At 47.6% G+C, this 21408-nt stretch carries 16 protein-coding genes; 5 read left to right on the top strand and 11 right to left on the bottom strand.

Annotated features, from left to right (window positions below; all coding sequences use genetic code 11):
• Positions 1-69: 69 nt before the first annotated feature.
• Both DXD78_RS01880 and DXD78_RS01885 read right to left on the bottom strand, forming a co-directional pair.
• Positions 70-1593, bottom strand: a complete 1524-nt coding sequence (locus tag DXD78_RS01880) for a M48 family metallopeptidase (protein WP_009036787.1) — start codon at positions 1591-1593, stop codon at positions 70-72.
• Positions 1594-1770: 177 nt separating this feature from the next.
• Complete coding sequence (locus DXD78_RS01885; RefSeq protein ID WP_005835945.1) at positions 1771-2022, bottom strand: type B 50S ribosomal protein L31; 252 nt, start codon at positions 2020-2022, stop codon at positions 1771-1773.
• A 188-nt stretch (positions 2023-2210) separates the two neighbouring features.
• Between DXD78_RS01885 and DXD78_RS01890 the strand changes: the two genes are divergently transcribed.
• Both DXD78_RS01890 and DXD78_RS01895 read left to right on the top strand, forming a co-directional pair.
• Positions 2211-3218 carry an endonuclease gene (locus DXD78_RS01890; protein ID WP_005835947.1) on the top strand — a complete coding sequence of 336 codons (1008 nt, stop codon included), beginning with the start codon at positions 2211-2213 and terminating at the stop codon, positions 3216-3218.
• 282 nt (positions 3219-3500) lie between these two features.
• A complete protein-coding gene (locus tag DXD78_RS01895; protein WP_005826798.1) occupies positions 3501-4511 on the top strand; it encodes a class II fructose-bisphosphate aldolase in 1011 nt (336 codons plus the stop codon).
• A 470-nt stretch (positions 4512-4981) separates the two neighbouring features.
• Here DXD78_RS01895 and DXD78_RS01900 read toward each other — a convergent pair whose 3' ends face one another.
• From DXD78_RS01900 to mce, 7 genes are all read right to left on the bottom strand, one after another.
• The gene (locus tag DXD78_RS01900) at positions 4982-6832 is read right to left on the bottom strand and encodes a glycoside hydrolase family 13 protein (RefSeq protein ID WP_009036788.1); all 1851 of its coding nucleotides are present in this window, start codon (positions 6830-6832) and stop codon (positions 4982-4984) included.
• A 109-nt stretch (positions 6833-6941) separates the two neighbouring features.
• Complete coding sequence (locus tag DXD78_RS01905) at positions 6942-8294, bottom strand: lipopolysaccharide assembly protein LapB (RefSeq protein ID WP_034528951.1); 1353 nt, start codon at positions 8292-8294, stop codon at positions 6942-6944.
• Between the two features lie 169 nt (positions 8295-8463).
• Positions 8464-9624: a sodium ion-translocating decarboxylase subunit beta gene (locus DXD78_RS01910; RefSeq protein WP_005826789.1), complete on the bottom strand. Its 1161-nt coding sequence runs from the start codon at positions 9622-9624 to the stop codon at positions 8464-8466.
• Position 9625: 1 nt separating this feature from the next.
• On the bottom strand, positions 9626-10060 hold the full coding sequence (locus DXD78_RS01915) for a biotin/lipoyl-containing protein (protein ID WP_005826788.1): 435 nt from the start codon (positions 10058-10060) through the stop codon (positions 9626-9628).
• A 23-nt stretch (positions 10061-10083) separates the two neighbouring features.
• A complete protein-coding gene (locus DXD78_RS01920; protein WP_008663742.1) occupies positions 10084-11016 on the bottom strand; it encodes an OadG family transporter subunit in 933 nt (310 codons plus the stop codon).
• A gap of 31 nt (positions 11017-11047) precedes the next feature.
• Positions 11048-12601 (bottom strand): acyl-CoA carboxylase subunit beta, encoded by a 1554-nt coding sequence (locus tag DXD78_RS01925; protein ID WP_005826784.1) that lies wholly within the window; start codon positions 12599-12601, stop codon positions 11048-11050.
• Between the two features lie 58 nt (positions 12602-12659).
• Entirely contained in the window at positions 12660-13076 is a 417-nt protein-coding gene (gene mce / locus DXD78_RS01930) for a methylmalonyl-CoA epimerase (RefSeq protein WP_009036790.1), read from the bottom strand.
• Between the two features lie 289 nt (positions 13077-13365).
• Between mce and DXD78_RS01935 the strand changes: the two genes are divergently transcribed.
• From DXD78_RS01935 to DXD78_RS01945, 3 genes are all read left to right on the top strand, one after another.
• The gene (locus DXD78_RS01935) at positions 13366-14853 is read left to right on the top strand and encodes a TolC family protein (RefSeq protein WP_005826781.1); all 1488 of its coding nucleotides are present in this window, start codon (positions 13366-13368) and stop codon (positions 14851-14853) included.
• 143 nt (positions 14854-14996) lie between these two features.
• On the top strand, positions 14997-16358 hold the full coding sequence (locus DXD78_RS01940; RefSeq protein WP_009036791.1) for a sigma-54 dependent transcriptional regulator: 1362 nt from the start codon (positions 14997-14999) through the stop codon (positions 16356-16358).
• A complete protein-coding gene (locus DXD78_RS01945) occupies positions 16349-17662 on the top strand; it encodes a PAS domain-containing sensor histidine kinase (protein ID WP_009036792.1) in 1314 nt (437 codons plus the stop codon). Before DXD78_RS01940 ends, DXD78_RS01945 begins: the two co-directional genes overlap by 10 nt.
• 26 nt (positions 17663-17688) lie before the next feature.
• Here DXD78_RS01945 and aspD read toward each other — a convergent pair whose 3' ends face one another.
• Both aspD and aspT read right to left on the bottom strand, forming a co-directional pair.
• On the bottom strand, positions 17689-19308 hold the full coding sequence (gene aspD, locus DXD78_RS01950; RefSeq protein ID WP_009036793.1) for an aspartate 4-decarboxylase: 1620 nt from the start codon (positions 19306-19308) through the stop codon (positions 17689-17691).
• A 276-nt stretch (positions 19309-19584) separates the two neighbouring features.
• The gene (gene aspT, locus DXD78_RS01955; RefSeq protein ID WP_009036794.1) at positions 19585-21279 is read right to left on the bottom strand and encodes an aspartate-alanine antiporter; all 1695 of its coding nucleotides are present in this window, start codon (positions 21277-21279) and stop codon (positions 19585-19587) included.
• Positions 21280-21408: the final 129 nt, after the last annotated feature.

Genomic DNA, 21408 nt, shown 5'->3' on the forward strand with positions numbered 1-21408 from the left:
GAAGAATTTGGCTGCGCAATGATGCCGCATGACAAATTCTTCATTCTTTATTCTTAGTTATTCCTTTCTCTATATTCTGCTTATCCTGTCCAGCATTTGGTTTGCCCAACCTATCTCTTTATTGGTCCATTCCTTTTCGGTTCCTTCTATGCCCTGGCCTTCGTAGGCCGAAAGCAAGGTGATATATTCTTTCAGTATATCAGCGGCTTGGGCTTGTTTGTTCATGCGCATCAATAATAGTATTTTTTGTTTATATATGTCCAGATTGGGGCTTGTTCCTGCCATCTCCTGGGCTTTATCAAGCATGGCGAGGCAGCGGTTGTTCACTTCTTCCGTATTAGACAGTGCCATTTCCGCTTTTACCAGGATGATGTAGTCATTGTCCGTGGCTAGTCTGTTGTCAATGTTCTTGCGTATCAGCCGGGCAGTTTCCTTATAGCGCTTGTTGGCGTAGTTCATACTTGCGTTGAAAGAAACGACATCGCTGGTAGTCCGTAGGTAGGGGCGGGCACTCAAGCTATGGGATTCACCGGCCTTTTCTATACGCTTTTGCAGGTCGCCGATGCTGCCGTAGCGAGGAATATCCTTGTTGCGCTGGTGCAGGTTGTAATACCCTATAATTTTACTGAGGGCCGATGCGATTCCGTCGGGATTATAGCCCTTGAATGCCAGAAGTTGGCGCGCAAGGCGGTCTGAAGAGATTTCCTGGGAAGTTTTGTATTTCATCCCCAACCGGTCCGTTGCCGGAATGCTCAAAAGGGAAGCGATGGCTCCGATATCTGCCACCAGACTGACGGCATAAGCATCTTCATTATCGTCCCAGTAGGCCACATCGAGGGCTGCACTGGCGGTAGTGGCAAAGACATCTGCCCAAAAAGCTGCACGCTTGGCACGCCGCTCGGCACGGTAAATGTTGTTTACCTGATGGTCGAGGACGAAATGTCCCAGCTCACATGCGATGACGGCGGCCAGTTCGTCTTCGGAATCAAGAGTGCAGAGGAGGCCCGTACTGATAACCATGGAGCCGTTGGGAAGCATGAAGGCATCTGGTTCGGGCGACTGGATGATACGTATGTTCAGGCTTTCTCCACGATTGCTGTCAATGGTGGTGGCATTCAGTTTGGAGAATATTCCTTGCACGTACGAGGTTATGTAGTCGTCCTGATAGGCTATCTCGTTCAGTTTATCGAGATAGTCCAGGCATTCTTCGTCGATTTCCTGGCGCAGTTTGTGCTTGTAACCGCGGTCGTTGAAATATTCGTAAAGATGATTCTTCAGGTATATTTGCTGCCAGAATTCCCGGTCCGTTTCCGGAGCGGATATGGCAATGATACCCATCTCATCCGAAGGAATGGTTTCTTGTATGCCATTCACTTCGACGGCATAGTAAATGTTGTCGCTGTTTTCGCCGGGATTGTTCATTTTGACAACCCGTCGGATAATGACCGGGGTACCGGCGGGAGATTGCTGGTACTCTTTTGTCAATTCTCCTTTGATGGCGATGTTTCCGCTTAAGTCCTTGTGCTTGGGTTTGGCAAACCCTGCCGTTGTGACAAGGATTGTTAGGATGAATAGGGTGGCGAGTCGTTTCATGATTATGGTATGTTTTCGGTTTCGATGATACAAAAATAGGAAAGTGTTTTTCCCCTTTCTTGTTTTTTCCCCTATTCTGTGATAGGAGATTCCCTATTTATCGCTTAGCGGGAGGCGGAAACAAAAAAGGGAACCTTTCAGTAAAAGACTCCCTTTTTTCAGTTTGCTTGAAACTGATTATTTCTTACGGTTACCGTAACGGCTCATGAACTTATCAACACGACCGGCAGTGTCAACCAGCTTAGACTTACCTGTGTAGAACGGGTGAGAGGTGCTGGAGATTTCCAGCTTTACCAGCGGATAAGTTTCACCTTCGAATTCGATAGTCTCTTTCGTGTTGCAAGTGGAACGAGACAAGAATACATCACCATTTGACATATCTTTAAATACTACCGGACGGTAATTTTCAGGATGAATACCTTTTTTCATTTTGATATTTTCTTTTAAAAATTTATATTCTGTTACTATTTTGGTAATAAATAGTGTAATGGTCTTCTTTTCAGAGCGCAAAGATAGTGCAAGTTGGAGACTCTACAAAATAAATTCAGATTTATTTTTATTTAGTAGGTTTATCGCATTTTATTTCTGATTTTTGCAGGACTTAATCTTGTGAATTTATGAGGAAACTACTTGTCTTATGCTCTTTCTGGCTGTGCGTGGCAACGCTGGGGGCACAAAATGCGGAACGGAAACTGTATAGTGTTGCGTTCTACAATCTTGAGAACTTGTTTGATACGATTCATGATGCAGGTAAGAATGACTATGAGTTCCTGCCCGACGGCAGTTACCAATGGACGGCAAAGAAGTATGAGTCCAAGCTGCAGAACCTTTCCAAAGTGTTGGGTTCCCTTTCGCGTGATTTAGTGCCGGAAGGTCCGGCATTCATCGGTGTGGCAGAGGCGGAGAACAGCCGGGTGCTGGAAGACCTCGTGAAGCAGCCGGCCATTTCCAATTATGAGTTCGTGCATTATGAAGGACCGGACAGACGGGGCATCGACTGTGCCTTGCTGTACGACCCGAAGCAGTTCAGCGTTACCCACTCAAAGTTGGTGCTTTCTACTCCTTTTGAGGGGGATACGGTGCACTTGACGCGCGGCTTCCTGATTGTGGACGGACAACTGGCGGGAGAGCGTGTCTGCGTGATAGTGAACCACTGGCCCTCCCGTGGGGCAAAGTCACCGGTGCGTGTGCATGCAGCCAGGCAGGTAAAGGCCTTGAAGGACTCTCTGATGCGTAGCGACAAGAAGCTGAAACTCATCGTGATGGGGGATATGAATGACGACCCGATGGATGAAAGCATGGAGGTGCTGGGTGCACGCAAATATCCGAAGCAGGTGAAGAAAGGCGAATTCTACAATCCCTGGTGGGAGACACTGGAAGACAAGGGAGTGGGGACATTGCTCTATCGGGGCAAGTGGAACTTGTTTGACCAGATTGTCATTTCGAAACCGTTGCTGAAGGCTAAGAAAGGGTTGCGCTATGATCACAATGAAGTTTTCATCCGCGATTATCTGATTCAGCAGGATGGCAAATACAAAGGTTCCCCCTTGCGTACGCATGGGGGCAGGACTTGGCTGAACGGTTACAGTGACCATTTGCCGACCATCATCTATCTGAAAAATTAGTATTACATAATAATGTGTAAACAGATGCCGGAGAGCAAACATGTTCTCCGGCTTTTTTGTTGATAGAAGTATAGATGGCAAAAGTATGGTTGGCAGAGATAAATGCAAAGAGTTTGTAATATAGAGATTACAATAATCTGTTAAATGAAGCCAATAGCTTTAAAATAGAATGGATTTGGTAGGATGAGCCGGATATTTTATTCCTCTCAAGTTCTTTACTTTAAAGGATAATGATTACTTTTGCGTAGAATTTTAATTCACTAACAATAAAATTTAAACAAAATGGTTAATTACAAAGATTTAGGACTGGTAAACACAAGAGAGATGTTTGCTAAGGCTATCAAAGGTGGATATGCTATTCCGGCATTCAACTTCAACAATATGGAACAGATGCAGGCTATCATCAAGGCTGCAGTTGAAACAAAGTCTCCGGTTATTCTTCAGGTATCTAAGGGTGCCCGTCAGTATGCCAACGCTACGCTGTTGCGTTACATGGCTCAGGGTGCTGTTGAGTACGCTAAGGAATTGGGTTGCAAACATCCTGAAATTGTTCTTCACCTTGACCACGGAGATACATTCGAAACTTGCAAGAGCTGTATCGACTCCGGTTTCTCTTCAGTAATGATTGACGGTTCACACCTTCCGTACGAAGAAAACGTTGCACTGACTAAGAAGGTAGTTGACTATGCCCATCAGTTCGACGTAACTGTAGAAGGCGAACTCGGTGTATTGGCCGGTGTAGAAGATGAAGTTTCTGCAGAACACCATACATATACTAATCCTGAAGAAGTTATTGACTTCGCTACCCGTACAGGTTGCGATTCACTGGCTATCTCAATCGGTACTTCTCACGGTGCATACAAGTTCAAACCCGAACAATGCCACGTTGACCCTGCTACCGGTCGTCTGGTTCCTCCTCCTTTGGAATTTGCCGTTCTGGATGCTGTAATGGAGAAACTTCCGGGATTCCCCATCGTTCTTCACGGTTCTTCTTCAGTTCCTCAGGAAGAAGTTGATACTATCAACAAGTATGGTGGTAAGCTGGAAGCTGCTATCGGTATCCCCGAAGAGCAGTTGCGTAAGGCTGCCAAGTCTGCTGTTTGCAAAATCAACATCGACTCTGACTCACGTCTGGCTATGACAGCTGCTATCCGCAAGACATTTGCTGAAAAACCGGCAGAATTCGACCCGCGTAAGTATCTGGGTCCGGCTCGTGACAATATGGAAAAACTGTACAAGCATAAAATCATCAACGTGCTTGGTTCAGAGAACAAATTGGCTCAACTGGACTAATCGAAAGATAATCCGAATATAGCGTCAGCCCTTGCAACATCAATATTGCAAGGGCTGACTTGTTGTATATAGGCCGGTGTTGTGGGATGGTTAAGTTCGCCGCTTATTTCAGAAGCGGATGTTTCAACGTGTACAACAGTCTGTTTCCTTTAACAAAACAGTCTGTTTCCCTTAACTGAACAGTTTGTTTCAATAAAGAGAACACTTCGTTCCAATATGCAAAAACACTTCGTTCCAATACGTAAGAACACTTTGTTTCTACATATCCGAACACTTTGTTTCTCTATACTGGAACAAAGTGTTCACCGTTATGAACTAACAGATTAGCTATATTTGAGACCGGTGAAAAGCATATCCCCGTGACACCTATTCCATACTAAAAATCCCTTGCAGATGGCTGGCAGGAGAAGTGTCTGCCAGCTATCTGCAAGGGAGATTTGCAAGAATGAGCTCTCTGTGTGGAGTACGCGTTATAATTCTATCACTAATGATTCTCTGGGGCCCATCTTCAGCTCTTCACCGAAGGTGATGGCCTTGCCGCTAAGAATATCTTTTCCCTGCTTGCTGTTTTTCAGGATTTCCTTGTAGAATTTCAAAGGAACGGTGGTCTCTGCATCTGTACCGTTCAGCATCACGAATATCGTCTTGCCTTCGTACTGGCGTGCGTAGGCATAAACACCATTCTGTACCATGAACTGCACCATGCTGCCTTTGGCAATCACATCGTTTCCTTTGCGCCAGTTCAGGATGGTCTTGTAGAAGTCGTAGCACTCGTTCTGTATTTTGGTACGTCCGGCTGGGGTCAGTGCGTTTGTTGCGTCACCGGTCCATCCACCGGGGAAGTCCTTGCGGACATAGCCGTCGCTCTTGCTCTTCACGCCATTCATCATAACTTCCGTTCCGTAGTAGAGTTGCGGAATGCGGCGGGTGGTAAGCAGCAGGGTAGAGGCTTGCTTCAGCATCGGAAGGTTGTCGCCTTCGCCCAGGAAGCGGTCGGTGTCGTGGTTTTCGATGAATGCCAGTACGGAAGCGGGGTTGGGGTAGAGGAAGTCGTATACGAAGTTATTGTATATGCGGTCCAGTCCCTTGAACCAAGTTTCGGTCTGTTCATTCTTGGCGGTATTTATCTTGTCGAAGAAGCTGAAGTCCATAACGGTCTTGAGGTTACTGTTCTTGGGGGCTGATAGCTTGGAATCCTTCTGCCACCAGGCGGTGTAGGCGGGTTCGGTAACCCAGGTCTCGCCCACGGTGTTGTAGTTGGGATATTCTTCGTTGAGCTCTTTCATCCAGTTGCTCATGGCATCATAGTCGGCATACGGGTAAGTGTCCATGCGGATGCCGTCGATGTTGGCGAATTCAATCCACCAGAAACTGTTCTGTACCAGGTAGCGGTAAACGTGAGGGTTCTTCTGGTTGAGGTCGGGCATGGAAGGTACGAACCAGCCGTTGTTCATCTGGTCGGCATCGTACTGGGAAGTATAAGGGTCTACGTGCGGGGTCAGTTTGAAGGAAGTCTGCACGAAGTTGTTTTCGTGGTCGGGGTTGTTGAACCAGTCTTTGGAGGGCATGTCCTTAATCCATACATGCTCTACACCGCAGTGGTTGAAAATCATGTCCATTACGATTTTGATGCCGCGTGCATGGGCTTTTTCAATCAGCTGCTTGTATTCTTCGTTGGTACCGAAGCGCGGGTCCACCTTGTAGTAGTCTGTGGTGGCATAGCCGTGATAGGAACCACCGGTCATGTTGTTTTCCAGGACTGGAGTAAACCAGAGGGCTGTGACGCCGAGGTCGGAGAAGTAGTCCAGATGTTGTTCGATGCCGGCAAGGTCACCGCCGTGGCGTGCATTGGGGTCATTGCGGTCTACCTTGTAATCGGCCATGCCCGCAATCTGGTCATTGTCCGGGTTGCCATTGGCAAAGCGGTCGGGCATCAGCAGGTACAGTGCGTCGGAGGCGTCGAAACCTTTATGTTCGCAACCTTTCTTGTTGCGTGCCTTCAGTTCATATTCCTTTACGAGTTTCTTTTTTCCTTCAGTGAAGGTGAGGTTGAATTTGCCGGGTTTTACATCCTTGTCCAGTTTCAGATAGACCAGGAGGTAGTTGTTGCTTTCCAGCTTGACGGTGCTGCTCAATGAGACGCCAGGATAATTGACGGATACTGCCGCGTTGCCGATGCCTTCGCCATAGACCATCAGCTGGAGTTCCGGGTTCTGCATGCCGGTGTACCAAAACGGAGGGTCGATTTTGTTCACATTCATAGCTGCATACGTACTGAGGGAGAGTAAGAGTGTTCCCAAGATTAAGAATACTTTTTTCATGATAGTAACTTTACGGTTAATTTTTGCGCTAATTTAAAACAAATAACGGAGAAAGTTAATCTTTCTCCGTTACTGTACCTTATTATATTATGCAAACGTTTTCATTGGGCTATTTGATGGGGGTTACGCTGGCGGTATCGACCTTTCCCTTGAAGAAGTCCTCTTTCTTGCGCTTTTCCCTGATGTCCTTCAGCCAGTTTTCGGCGGCATTGTATCGGTTGTCTTCTCCGATGATGGGAACTCCGTCCGCATCTACTTCCTGCACTTTGTCCTTGCTGTTTTTCGGACGGGTTTTCAGGTATGCCGTCAGATATCTCTCTGCTTTGGACACATCTTTCAGATAGTAATAATAGATAAAGGCTGCGTCGTAGAGCAGTTTGTGTTTCTGCCGGTCGTATTTTTCGTATTGCGTCAGAAGGGTATTCGCCTGGTCGGTGTATTGAAATGCCATCTTGTAGCAGTCCGCAAGCCCCACATATAGGCGGGACATGACACTGTCGCTGGGCATGGCGAGGCTTACGGCAGTTTCCAGATAAGTCACTCCATCCTCTTTCCATGATGTCTTGGAGCAGGCGCGTCCCAGATAATAGAGAACGTTGATGTTGGTATTGTCATCTTTAAGAGCCCTTTCCAGCAGGTCGTGTGCTGGGTAGAAGTCTTCGAGGGCATAATAGCTGATTCCGGCGTAGAAGCAGGTTTGGAAAGAACTGTCTTTTTCCTGTAACAGTTGTTCATATCTTTCTATTGCTTTGGGGTAATCTTTGTTCAGGCAATAGGCTTGGGCATTGATGCGGTTCACAAGGACGTTGGTGGAGTCTATGGAACGGTATTTCTCCGTTATGCTTATGGCGTCTTCATACTGGTGGCCTGCTACATAGATGTTGCCGAGTTTGGCAGCAGACAGGTAATCATTGGGATATCTTTTCTGTATGTCCAGATAGGCATCTATCACATGCATGATTTCTGTGTTGTCATAGACTTGCCCCATACTTTCGGCTCTAAGGTGTAGTACATAGGCGGAACTGTCCCTTTCTGCCAGCAGGTTACTTTCCTTTAGAGACTCACGGTATCTCTTCATGTTCATCAGCAGACTGATATACTGGATGCGTGCGTATTTATTGTCCGGATTTATGTGGAGCGCATTTTGGTAGTAATCCAGTGCCTCGCTATATTTGGCAAGTGATTTGCAGCATTCGGCAGCTTCAATGTATGCCCGGGGATTGAGAGAATCCCGAGCTACGACTTCCTGAAATACGCTCAGAGCTTCAAGGTTATTGCCCAGCCCTTTCAGCGCTTTCCCTTTTTGGTAGAGTAGGGGGACGGTCGGGGTTTCTTGATCGATCAGCATCAAGGCTGTTTCATAATCGTAGTTGGCCATCGCCTCTTGAATGGGATTTGTGGTCTGTGCCGCCAGAAGCGAACAGCATGCACTGAAACATAAGGAGATAAAAAGCTTTCGCATACAGTATATCATTTATATGAGGTTAAACTGACTGCAAGTTACTAAAAAGAATGTATTTACGAAATAATCGTAATCTGTTTTAGATAGATTAACGAAAAAGCCCCTCCAAAAATGAAGGGGCTCTAAAATAGTTCAGAATTCAAGCCGGATAACGGAATGAATAAATGTATTACATTAAGAATCCCAGCAGGATACCTGCTGCTACAGCGGAACCGATTACACCGGCAACGTTCGGGCCCATGGCATGCATCAGCAGATAGTTGGTAGGATCGTATTCCAGACCTACTACTTGGGAGATACGTGCAGAGTCGGGTACGGCAGATACACCGGCATTACCGATCAACGGATTAATCTTGTTGCCTTTCTTCAGGAAGAGGTTGAAAATCTTCACGAAGATGACACCGGATGCTGTGGCAATGACAAATGATAAGGCGCCCAGACCGAATATCTTGATTGAATCAAGGGTTAAGAACTCGGATGCTTGCGTAGAAGCACCTACTGTCAAACCAAGCAGAATAGTAATGGTATCAATCAGCGGACCACTGGCTGTGTTTGCCAGACGACGTGTGACTCCACTTTCTTTCAGTAAATTACCGAAGAACAGCATACCCAGCAAAGGCAGACCGGATGGTACAAGGAATGTGGTCAGTAACAAACCGATAATCGGGAACATTACTTTTTCCGTATGTGAAACCACACGGGGAGGTTTCATACGGATAAGACGTTCATTTTTACTGGTCAGCCAACGCATAATAGGCGGCTGTATCACCGGTACTAATGCCATATATGAATAGGCTGATACCGCAATGGCACCCATTAAGTTAGGAGCCAGTTTAGAAGAGAGGAAGATGGCAGTCGGACCATCGGCACCACCAATGATACCGATTGCACCAGCCTGCATCGGGTCAAATCCTATGGCAAGGGCAATCATATAAGCACCGAATATACCGAATTGGGCTGCTGCACCAACCAACATTAATTTGGGGTTCGATATCAAAGCAGAGAAATCCGTCATGGCACCGATACCCAGGAATATGAGTGGCGGGTACCAACCGGAGGTTACTCCCTGGTACAGAATATTAAGTACGGAACCTTCTTCATAGATACCAACTTTCAATCCGGCTTCCATATTGAAAGGTATATTACCAATCAGCATACCGAAACCGATAGGAATTAATAGCATCGGCTCAAATTCCTTGGCTACAGCCAAGTATATGAAAAACAAACCTACCAGAAGCATTACCACATGTCCTACCGTTGCATTGGCAAAACCTGTATAAGTCCAGAAGTCGGCAAGGTTGTTTCCTAAAAATGTGATAAATTCTCCCATATTATTCAATAATTACGAGGTCAGTACCTTCGAGAACAGAGTCCCCTTTGTTTACATTGATGGCTGTAATCTTACCGTCTTTATCAGCATTGATATTGTTTTCCATCTTCATGGCTTCCAAAATGATGATAACTTGTCCCTTCTTTACTGTATCGCCGACATTTACTTTGATATCGAGGATTACACCGGGAAGCGGAGATTTTACACCTGACTTGCCGGTAGAAGCAGCGGCCGGTTTTACTACCGGAGTAGCAGGAGCAGCAGGAGCGGATGTGGCTGCCGGACGTGCTACCGGTTTAACGACTACCTTCGGTGCTTTTTCCATTTCAACTTTGTAGGGAGTACCGTTCACTTCTACATGAGCGATGTTGTCTTCAATATCTCCAATGGCAACTTTATATACGTTACCGTTAATTTTATATTTATATTCTTTCATCGTTTTATTTTATTATGGGTGACTTACTTTTTGTGAGGAGTCTCACGCAACGTATAAATCTTTGAACTCCACGGTGAGTAACTGCGTTTTACACGGGTAATGGTAAGTATCGTGTCTTCCACATCGTGTACATCGCTTTGGAATTCGTGCATGGCCATTGAAATGGCAGCAAAAACTTCTCCCGGAGCCTGCCCCAGTTGTTTCTCTTTTGCTTCTTGTTTATCAGTAATACCTTTAGCTTTCATGGCATTGCGTTTGCTGAGGTTAACTGATATTTTACCTATAATCTTGAAGGAGATGTAGAGTAATATCAGCCCGCAGAATACAACGCTCATGGCAGAAATAGCCATACCGATACCTACGCTGTCATGCTCTTCGAATTTTTCCATTTTGGCATTGCTGTCGATAGTCTTGTTGTTGGTACTCGGAGTGACATATTTATCTTCGCTTCCACCCTTTACTTCCCATTGGTCGGCTGCATCACTGACACGGGCATAGGATTGGTTGGCTTTTAAAGTACCGGCAGGCACTATGACTTGATCAAGCAATTTCTTGCCGGAATCATACAACCCAATCCAGTTGGCATTTGTGGCATCCAGTTTGAAGTTCGTATGAAATGTACCGCGTCTTGGTTCTCCATCAGCCCAGAAAAGTGCATGCTGACGTGGTTTTATGAGTGTCAGAACGTCACCTTTGGGAATGAAATAACTGGCAGTATCACCCGGCTGGCTGCTGAATTTCAGATAGCAACCTGCAAGGTCGGCGCTGCCGTATGATCTGTTGAATATTTCAATCCATGCGCTGTGCACACCGTAGTCATCCTGATAGTTGCTTTCGTTGTTGACCAGCACTTCATTCAGCAGCAGTTTGTTGTTCGATTTCTGTTCTTTGCAAGAAGAGCAAAAGCCTAACACCAGCATCAATGAAAGGAATATTCCGATTTTTGTTTTATTCATAATCGTTCTTGTTTTAGTGTGAAAAGCTTGATTACAAGGGAATATTACCATGCTTCTTAGCCGGGTTAGTCAATTTCTTGGTTTGCAACTGTTGCAGGGCACGAATGATGCGGAAACGTGTGTTACGCGGTTCGATAACATCATCAATGTAGCCATATTTAGCTGCATTATAAGGATTGGCAAACAACTTGGTGTATTCAGCCTCTTTTTCAGCCAGGAATTGAGCCGGATTTTCCTGCTCTTTGGCTTCGCGGGCATATAATACTTCTACAGCACCTGCACCACCCATTACAGCGATTTCAGCAGTAGGCCAAGCATAATTCATGTCGCCACGCAGCTGCTTACAGCTCATCACGATGTGCGAACCACCGTAGGATTTACGCAGTGTGATGGTAACCTTGGGTACAGTAGCTTCACCGTATGCATACAGCAGTTTGGCACCGTGCAGGATGACGCCGTTGTACTCCTGGCCGGTTCCCGGAAGGAATCCCGGTACGTCTACCAATGATACGATAGGAATATTGAAGGCGTCGCAGAAACGGACGAAGCGTGCGCCCTTGCGGGATGCGTTGCTGTCGAGCACACCTGCCAGATACTTCGGCTGGTTGGCAACAATACCTACGGACTGTCCGTTGAAACGTGCGAAACCAATAATGATATTCTTTGAATAATCTTTTTGGATTTCGAGGAACTCACCATTATCTATGATAGCACCAATTACCTCGTACATATCGTACGGCTTGTTCGGGTTATCAGGAATGATGTCGTTCAGGGAATCTTCCAGACGGTCGATAGGGTCTGTACAGTCTACATAGGGAGCTTCTTCCAGGTTGTTCTGGGGAATGTAGCTCAACAGTTTGCGGATAAGAGCCAAACCTTCTTCTTCTGTCTGTGCAGTAAAATGAGTAACACCAGATTTGGTGGAGTGAACGCTCGCACCACCCAGGTTTTCCTGGCTTACGTCTTCTCCGGTTACAGTCTTTACTACCTTCGGACCGGTAAGGAACATGTAGGATGTACCTTCCATCATCAAAGTAAAGTCTGTCAAGGCAGGAGAGTAAACGGCGCCACCGGCACAAGGACCGAAAATACCGGAAATCTGCGGAATGACACCCGAAGCAAGTATGTTACGTTGGAAGATTTCAGCGTAGCCAGCCAAGGCATTAATACCTTCCTGAATACGTGCACCGCCCGAGTCGTTGATACCGATACACGGAGCACCCATTTTCATGGCTTGGTCCATAATCTTACAGATTTTCAGAGACATGGTTTCGGACAGTGAACCGGCAGAAACTGTGAAGTCCTGTGCGAAGATATAAACCAGACGGCCTTCGATTGTACCGCAACCGGTTACTACACCGTCACCGGGGTAGTGTTTCTTTTCCATGCCGAAGTTGGTGCATCTATGTTCTACGAACATGTCCATTTCTTCGAAACTGCCTTCGTCGAGAAGCATGGCTATGCGCTCGCGAGCTGTATATTTACCCTTCTCGTGTTGCTTTGCAATCGCTTTTTCACCACCACCGAGACGTGCTGCAGCGCGGCGGTCTATAAGCTCTTTAATCTTTTCAAGTTGATTACTCATGAATTTATATTCTTTAAGTGTTTATACAATTTATGATTTGATGATTTTACAGTCTTGCTTATTCCGGTTTCTCGCAAAGCTCGGTCAGGACACCGAGAGTTGACTTCGGATGCAGGAATGCAATGTTCAGACCTTCTGCACCTTTGCGGGGAGCTTTGTCTATAAGGCGGATACCTTTTTCTTCGACTTCGGCAAGCGCACCGGCCACTCCGTCTTCAACGGCGAATGCGAGATGATGCATGCCACCGTTACCGTTGTTCTTTTCGATGAACTTGGCAATTGTGCTTTCGGGAGAAGTAGGTTCCAACAATTCGATCTTTACATCGCCCACTTTCAGGAAAGCGGTTCTAACTTTCTGATCTTCCACGGTTTCGATGTTGTAGCATTTCAAACCTAAAACGTTTTCGTAGTACGGAAGGGCTTCTTCAATGCTCTTAACGGCAATGCCCAGATGCTCAATGTGTGAAATCTTCATAACTATATAAATTAATGTTAGTATTGTATCCTTTTTAATAAAGGTATAAAGCAGCACAAAGAAAGAGAATTCTTCCTTAATAAAGAAATTTTTCATCAATTAATTAATGGTTAATTGAACTTTAGAAGGATTTTTTCAGACTTTAGATAGAGACCGGTTGTTTTCTTGATATCGTCCGCTAACGGACATCCCCACTGTCCGAAAATGAACACTTACCCCTCTATGAAACCTTTCCGGCCACTTGGCACACTCTTTGCTTTTCTGTTTGCGACAATTTTAAAGATTGAACATGAAAAAGAATATTTTACTTGCAGTTTGTTTTTTGATGCCGTTGGCAACCATGGCGCAGAATGATACTTTGGGACATGAACGCAATATTACGCTGTCGGAGGCCATTGTACTGGCCCGTACGCAGTCTGTGGATGCTGCTGTGGCATTGAATGAATTGAAAACCGCGTATTGGGAATACCGTACATTCCGTGCGGACTTGTTGCCGGAAGTGAATTTCACCGGTACACTACCCAACTATAACAAGTCCTACAGTACCTACCAGAATTCCGACGGCTCCTATAGCTTTGTTCGCAACAATACACTGGGGCTGTCCGGACAGCTTTCGGTAGACCAGAACATTTGGTTTACGGGGGGTAAGCTGTCACTGACTTCTTCGCTGGATTATCTCAAACAACTGGGTTCCGGAGGAGCGAAGCAGTTCATGTCAGTCCCCGTGAGTCTGGAGTTGACGCAACCGGTCTTCGGAGTGAATACCTTGAAGTGGAACCGCCGTATAGAGCCCGTACGCTATGCCGAGGCAAAGGCCGAGTTCATTTCAGCTACGGAAGAGGTGACGATGAAAACCATCACTTATTTCTTTGAGTTGCTGCTGGCCAAAGAATCGCTCGCTACCGCCATGCAGAACAAGACGAATGCCGACCGCCTTTATGAAGTGGCCATAGCCAAACGTAAAATGGGACAGATATCCGAGAATGATTTGTTGCAGCTTAAACTGAATTCATTGCAGGGCAAGGCCGACGTGACTGAGGCAGAGAGCAACCTGAATGCAAAAATGTTCCAGCTCCGTTCTTTCCTCGGGGTGTCCGAGCAGGAAAGCCTGAATCCGGTGTTGCCCGCCACTGTTCCCGATATAAAGATGGAGTATGACCGTGTGCTGAACAAGGCACTGGAACGCAACTCCTTTGCACAGAACATTCGCCGCCGCCAGCTCGAAGCTGATTATGAAGTGGCAACGGCACGCGGAAACTTGCGCAGCATCGACCTCTTTGCCAGTGTGGGCTATACGGGGCAGAACCATGAATTCTCTTCAGCCTACCGGGACTTGCTTGATAATCAGATTGTGCAGGTAGGCGTCAAGATTCCTATCCTTGACTGGGGCAAGCGCCGCGGCAAGGTAAGGGTGGCAAAGAGCAACCGTGAAGTGGTCTTGTCCAGAATCCGTCAGGAACAGATGGACTTTAACCAGGACATCTTTTTGCTGGTGGCTAACTTCAACAACCAGGCGCAACAGCTGGACATAGCCGAAGAGGCGGATGTCATTGCTGAGAAGCGTTACAAGACCAGTGTAGAGACCTTTATGATAGGTAAAATCAGCACCCTGGACCTGAACGATGCACAGAACTCTAAAGACGAAGCCCGTCAAAAGCATATTTCAGAGCTGTACTACTATTGGTATTACTTCTATCAGCTCCGCAGCTTGACCCTTTGGGATTTTGAACGCGATACGGAATTGGAAGCTGATTTTGAAGAGGTGGTAAGAGGATAAGTCGACGGGTTGCAAGTGATAAGTTATGAGTTATTTGCCGGTAAAAGTACCGTATATGCGATATTATAGGTAAATAACTTATAACTTATCATTCATAACTCTGCTTTTTTACTTATTTTTGCGGGAAACAAACTACAATTTTTATGATACTGATAATAGACGACGATAGTGCTGTGCGCTCTTCCCTCAGCTTTATGCTGAAGCGTGCCGGATATGAGGTGAAAACGGCTCCAAGTCCTCGCGAAGCTATGGACATAGTGAGGGCCGAAGCTCCCGCCTTGATTTTGATGGATATGAACTTCACTCTTTCCACTACCGGAGAAGAGGGACTTACCTTATTGAAGCAGGTAAAGGTGTTCCGTCCCGATGTGCCCGTTATTTTGATGACGGCATGGGGAAGTATCCAGCTTGCCGTGCAGGGTATGCAGGCCGGCGCATTCGATTTCATAACCAAGCCTTGGAACAATGCTGCTCTTTTGCAGCGCATCGAGACGGCCCTTGAGCTTACGGCCGCCCCGAAAGAGGTGCCGGAAGAGCAGACTACCGCATTGAATCGCAGCCATATTATAGGTAAGTCCAAAGGGCTGATGGAAGTGCTGAACACAGTGGCTCGCATAGCCCGTACCAATGCTTCGGTGCTGATTACGGGCGAAAGCGGAACGGGCAAGGAGCTGATTGCCGAAGCCATCCATATCAACAGCCAACGCGTGAAGCAGCCCTTTGTCAAGGTGAACCTTGGTGGCATCTCGCAGAGCTTGTTCGAGAGCGAGATGTTCGGCCATAAGAAAGGGGCGTTTACCGATGCCAGCGCCGACCGTATAGGGCGTTTTGAAATGGCAAATAAAGGTACTATCTTCCTCGACGAGATTGGTGACCTCGACCCTTCCTGCCAGGTGAAACTGCTGCGCGTGCTTCAAGACCAGACATTCGAAGTGCTGGGCGATAGCCGTCCCCGCAAAGTCGATGTACGCGTTGTGTCCGCCACTAATGCAGACCTCCGCAAGATGGTGTCCGAACGTACTTTCCGTGAAGACCTTTTTTACCGTATCAACCTGATTACCGTAAAACTGCCCTCCTTGCGGGAGCGCCGTGAAGATATTCCTTTGCTGGCACGTCACTTTGCCGACCGTCAGGCAGAGGTGAACGGCTTGCCGCGTACGGATTTCTCGGCCGACGCTCTGAATTTCCTTTCCCGCCTGCCTTATCCGGGCAACATTCGTGAGTTGAAGAATCTGGTGGAGCGTACCATTCTGGTCAGCGGCAAGCCGGTGCTGGATGCCACGGATTTCGATGCCCAATATCTGCGTCACGACGAACCGGCCAAAGCTGCCGAAGGTACTTCTTTTGCAGGTATGACCTTGGATGAAATAGAGCGGCAGACTATCTTGCAGGCGTTGGAACAGCATAAAGGGAATCTCAGTCAAGTGGCAGTGTCATTAGGCATCAGCCGCGCTGCGCTTTACAGACGTTTGGAAAAATATAATATTCAAGTCCCGTGCGCATAAAATTCTTTTTCTTCATACTTGTCCTTTTTCTGCTCGGTCTGGGTGGAATGCTGGTATATCTGCTGAGTGGAAAGCCTTCTTTGTATCTGTACGTGTTGGAGGGGCTCATCGGGTTTATCCTTATCTATCTGATAGTATTCTATAATAAGATAGTGAAGCCGATGAACACCATAGGCAGCGGTATGGAGTTGTTGCGCGAGCAGGATTTCAGTAGCCGTCTCAGCCGGGTAGGGCAGTACGAAGCAGACCGCATTGTGAATATCTTTAACCGAATGATGGAGCAGCTCAAGAATGAACGGTTGCGCATGCGCGAGCAGAATCACTTCTTGGATTTGCTGATTCAGGCATCTCCAATGGGGGTTATTATCCTGACAATGGACGATGAAGTGTCGCAACTGAATCCGATGGCGGTAAAGATGCTCGGTGTCCGTATGGAGGAGGCGATGGCAAAGCGGTTGGACCAGATGGACTCCCCGTTGGCTGCCGAACTTTCGTCCATTCCCAAAGACGAGACGGCAGTGGTCCGTCTCAATGATGCGAATATTTATAAATGCACCCATTCTTCTTTTATTGACAGAGGGTTCAAACATCCTTTTTTCTTGATAGAGCGTATGACGGAAGAAGTGATGCGTGCCGAGAAGCGTGCCTATGAAAAGGTAATCCGCATGATAGCTCATGAAGTGAACAATACCACTGCGGGCATCACTTCCACACTCGATACAGTGGAGCAGGCACTTTCTACAGAAGATGATATGGAGGACATCTGCGACGTGATGCGCGTTTGTACGGAGCGTTGTTTCTCGATGAGCCGTTTCATTACCCGTTTTGCAGATGTGGTAAAGATACCTGAACCTACCCTGGTGCCCGTCCAACTGAATGAGTTGGTGTCCATGTGCAAGCGTTTTATGGAAGGAATGTGCAATGACCGCAATATAGAGCTACGTCTGGAATGCGACCCGGAGGTGGGAATGGTGCGTATGGATGCTTCTCTTTTTGAGCAGGTGCTTGTGAATATCATCAAGAATGCTGCCGAAAGTATAGAGGGGGATGCCGGAGAAAACGGACAGCAAGGTGAGATAATAGTAAGGACCACTGCCCCCGCTTCTGTCGAAGTCGTTGACAATGGTCCGGGGATAAGTAAAGAGACCGAAGCTAAACTCTTCAGTCCCTTCTTTTCCACCAAGCCGAACGGGCAGGGAATTGGCCTGGTGTTTATCCGGGAAGTTTTGAGCCGTCATGGTTGCACGTTCTCCCTACGTACCTACAACGATGGATTGACCCGCTTCCGTATACTATTTAATTGAAATTTGAAAGTTTTACCTTTCACCTTTCAATTTCTGCTTTTAAAGAATTCTTTTGCATATTCGTCCAATATCCTTTTAATGCCTTGGCCGATGGTCGCATAGTCTTTCTCGTCCAGATTGGCGAGTGAGGCGCGCACGCTCCATTCGGGGCCGTCAAAACCACCGCCGTTCAGCAGCACCAGAGAGGTTTCTTTGGCAAGGCGGAAGACTACGTTCAGCGGGCTGTAGGTGCGTTTCAGATATTCTACAAAGTCGTCCCCATAGAACTTCTTTGCCCAAACCAGCATGTCGATTTCTGTATAATAACCTACACGCAACGGGTCTTCCGTCAGCGTGAAACCGGTATTCTCCCAAAGGGCATGCAATCGGCGGCGGATAATCTCCTGCATCTTTTGCTTGTATTTGTTTTCCTTGTCCAGCAGGGCAAAGGCGGCGAAAAGGCCCATCTGCATCTGTTGTGGCAATGACAGTCCGGCGGTATGGTTCAGTGCCACCTGGCGACTGTCGGCAACCATACGGTCGATAAACTTCAGTTTTTCAGGTTCCAGAGTGAGGGTGGAGTAGCGGCGGTGCAGAATCTCCCGTTTCTCTTTCGGCAGTTTGGCTATCAGCTTGTCGAACAGATTGAATTCGTGCAGGGCGATGACCGCATTGCGCCATCCGGTGGCACCGAAGTATTTGGAGAATGAATAGACGCAAAGCGTATTGTAGGGAATTTCTGCCATGAACGAACGGAAGTGCGGACTGAATGTACCGTATACGTCGTCTGTAATAATCATCAGATTAGGGTTGTCATTTCTGACGATACTCACGATGCGCGCCATTGTATCCGGACTGAGTGTGTAGCTGGGCGGATTACTGGGATTGGTGACAAAGAGGGCCTTGATTTTAGGGCTTTTCAAGCGGTCTATGTCTTCGTCGCTGTACTGCCAGAGGTGCATCCCTTCGTTATTCATGCGGTTGGCATGTATTTTGGTCACTCGAAACTGGTAGCGGCTGAGTTGTGGGATTTCAATATAGGGGGTAAAGGCAGGAACCATGAGGACGATGCCGTCCCCTTTGTTCAGCAGGAAGTTTTCCTGCAGGGAGTCGAAGATGTAGCACATGGCGGCTGTTCCACCTTCGGTGGCAAACAGGTCATAGGCACCCCGGGGAGGACGGTTGTCGCACATCTCTTGCGAAAGGTAATCTTGCACAAGGATTTCCGTAAAATGAAGGATGCGGTCGGGCACGGGATACTGGTCGCCTACAATGCTTTCGGCCCATTCGTGTACAAGGCTGTCGGGGTCGGCGGCATGCTGCATCAGCAGGTAGTTGTAGGTTTGTTCCAGCAATTTGGCGCCCGGTACGTTATTGTTCTTTTTCAGGAAGGCTTCGAAGCGAGAGGCAATGCCTTTTTTTTCGGGGATGCCTGCAATTCCCTCGGGCAAATCCATGATGCGGCGGCACTCTTCCAGGCCGAAGCTTCCCAACAGGAAGAAGGCTTCGCGTGGAGCGGTTGCAATCCAGTTGGGGTTGCCGCGCCCTGCGTTCAGCATGGTACGGGCGGTTTTCTTCAGACTCTCGTCTGCCATGTCTATCAGGCGGTTCTTCAGTTCGAAAGGACTGATAGATTCCATTTTCTTTTCTAAAAGTTTTGTATCCATAAGCTCAAGTTTAGGTTCGTTATTTATTGTTTTCAGTCATTCGGCGAATAATCTCTGTTCATGCGGTATACTATTTCTTTCCTTGCTTGAAATTAATCGTCCGATATATGTTTCCTTTTCGTCCGACAGTTGTTGAATCATCGTCCGACAACTGTTGAATTATCGTCCGACAGCTGTCGGACGAATAGCTATTAGTGAATGGGTATATAGTCGCTTGCATTTCCGGCAATAATTCTTTGAATGCTCCGGATTAGTAAGCATTGGTACAGAATCGTCTTATATTAGCAAAACGATGACTACACCCCATATTATTAATAAGGTATTGCCCACGGCATAGGTCACGGTGTATCCCAGAGCAGGTGTCTCACTCTCAACGGCATCCTGCACCGCGCCTAAAGCGGCCGTAGTGGTACGTGCCCCCGCGCAGACGCCCAAAGCCAGTGCCGGATGGAACTTGAAAACATACCTTGCCAGCAGCAAGCCGATAATCAGCGGCAGGGCGGTGGCGGCTGCTCCCACCAGAAACAGACTGATACCTACGTCGTGGAAGCCCTGCACGAAACTGGGACCTGCCGAAATGCCCACTACCGCGATGAACATGTTCAGACCGACATTGTTCAACACCCATTGCGAAGGTTCGGGAATGCGCCCGAAGGTGGGGTGCTTACTGCGGAGCCAGCCGAAGAACAAGCCGGCAATCAATGCGCCGCCGCTTGTGCTCAAGCTGATGGGGATGCCGCCGATATGGACGGAAAGTGCTCCGAACAAACCTCCGACAAGGATACCCAGGCCTACGAATATCATGTCCGTCTGGTTGGTAGGGCGGTCTATATACCCCAGACGTTTGGCTGCTGCTTCCACTTCCTGCCTGGTACCTACCACTTCGATGACGTCGCCGGCATCTACTACCGTTTGTGCCAGCACGGGAATGGATATTCCGGCGCGCTTGATGCTCCGGATACTGACACCGTGCATGAACTTTTCCCTTCGGATAACTGCAACCGTCTTGCCGGCAACCGTCTTGCGTGTGATTGTAACCGGTAACTTTTCGGCAGGAAAATCCAGGAGCTGGGCATCTTGTACTTCCGGCCCTATCCAGCTTTCTTCGCCTATGATGTATTCGCGGCGTCCGCTTAGCACTACTTCGTCTCCCGGCTCTATCTGTATGTTCATGCTGACTTCCACCACAACTCCGGATTTGCGGAGGCGTTCCACAAATAGACGTTTGTCGTGCTGCCGGAAGTAGACTTCCAGGTCAATCACCCGCTTTCCATTCTTGAACCATTCGTTTTCGACCCGGTAGGCACGGAAAGTGACGGGGCGTGCCGCCGGCATGAATCCCGGTTCGTCAGCCAGAGAGCTGCCCATCTTCGCCTCCAGTTCCTTGCAGGCGGCTTTCACCTTTTCCAGCCCGCCTAGCATCTTGGGACCAATGGATGATAGGACCCATGCCGAGCCTGCCGTACCGAAAATGTAGGTGACGGCGTAGGATACGGGAATGATGTTGACGTAACTTTGTCGTTGGGCCTCGTCCAGTCCCATATTGGCCATGGTGTCTTCTGCCACTCCGATGACGGCGGAGATGGTTTGCGAACCGGCCAGCAGTCCGGCAGCTTCACCGGCATTGTAGCCCATCATCAGGGCCAGCAGCCAGGTCACTAACAGTACGGATACACACATCAGTACGGCAAAGCCTACTTGGGGTAATCCGTCCTTTTTCAGTCCGCGGAAGAACTGGGGACCCACTTTATAGCCCACGGCAAAAAGGAAAAGCAGAAAAAATACCGACTTTATCGGACCCGGTACGGCTATATTCAGTTGCCCTACCAGTACGCCTACAAGCAGTACACTGGTCACTGTGCCCAGCGTAAACTTACCGATACGCAGTTTCCCCAGCCAGAATCCCAGGAATATAGTGAGGAAAATGGCAAGTTCGGGGCGTTCCCTGAGCTGGTTGAAAATCCATTCCATAATCAAGTTGTTTAGGTTATATATTGGTTGTTCCGATGCTTTCTGGAGCGTCGTTTCGCTATACAACGGCTTTTAACGGGAAGTGTTTTGTACAAAAGGAGTTTTTTAGAACATTTATTCCGTAAAACC

The sequence above is a fragment of the Bacteroides sp. D20 genome (genome assembly GCF_003436255.1).
In the GTDB taxonomy this organism is placed as follows: domain Bacteria; phylum Bacteroidota; class Bacteroidia; order Bacteroidales; family Bacteroidaceae; genus Bacteroides; species Bacteroides uniformis.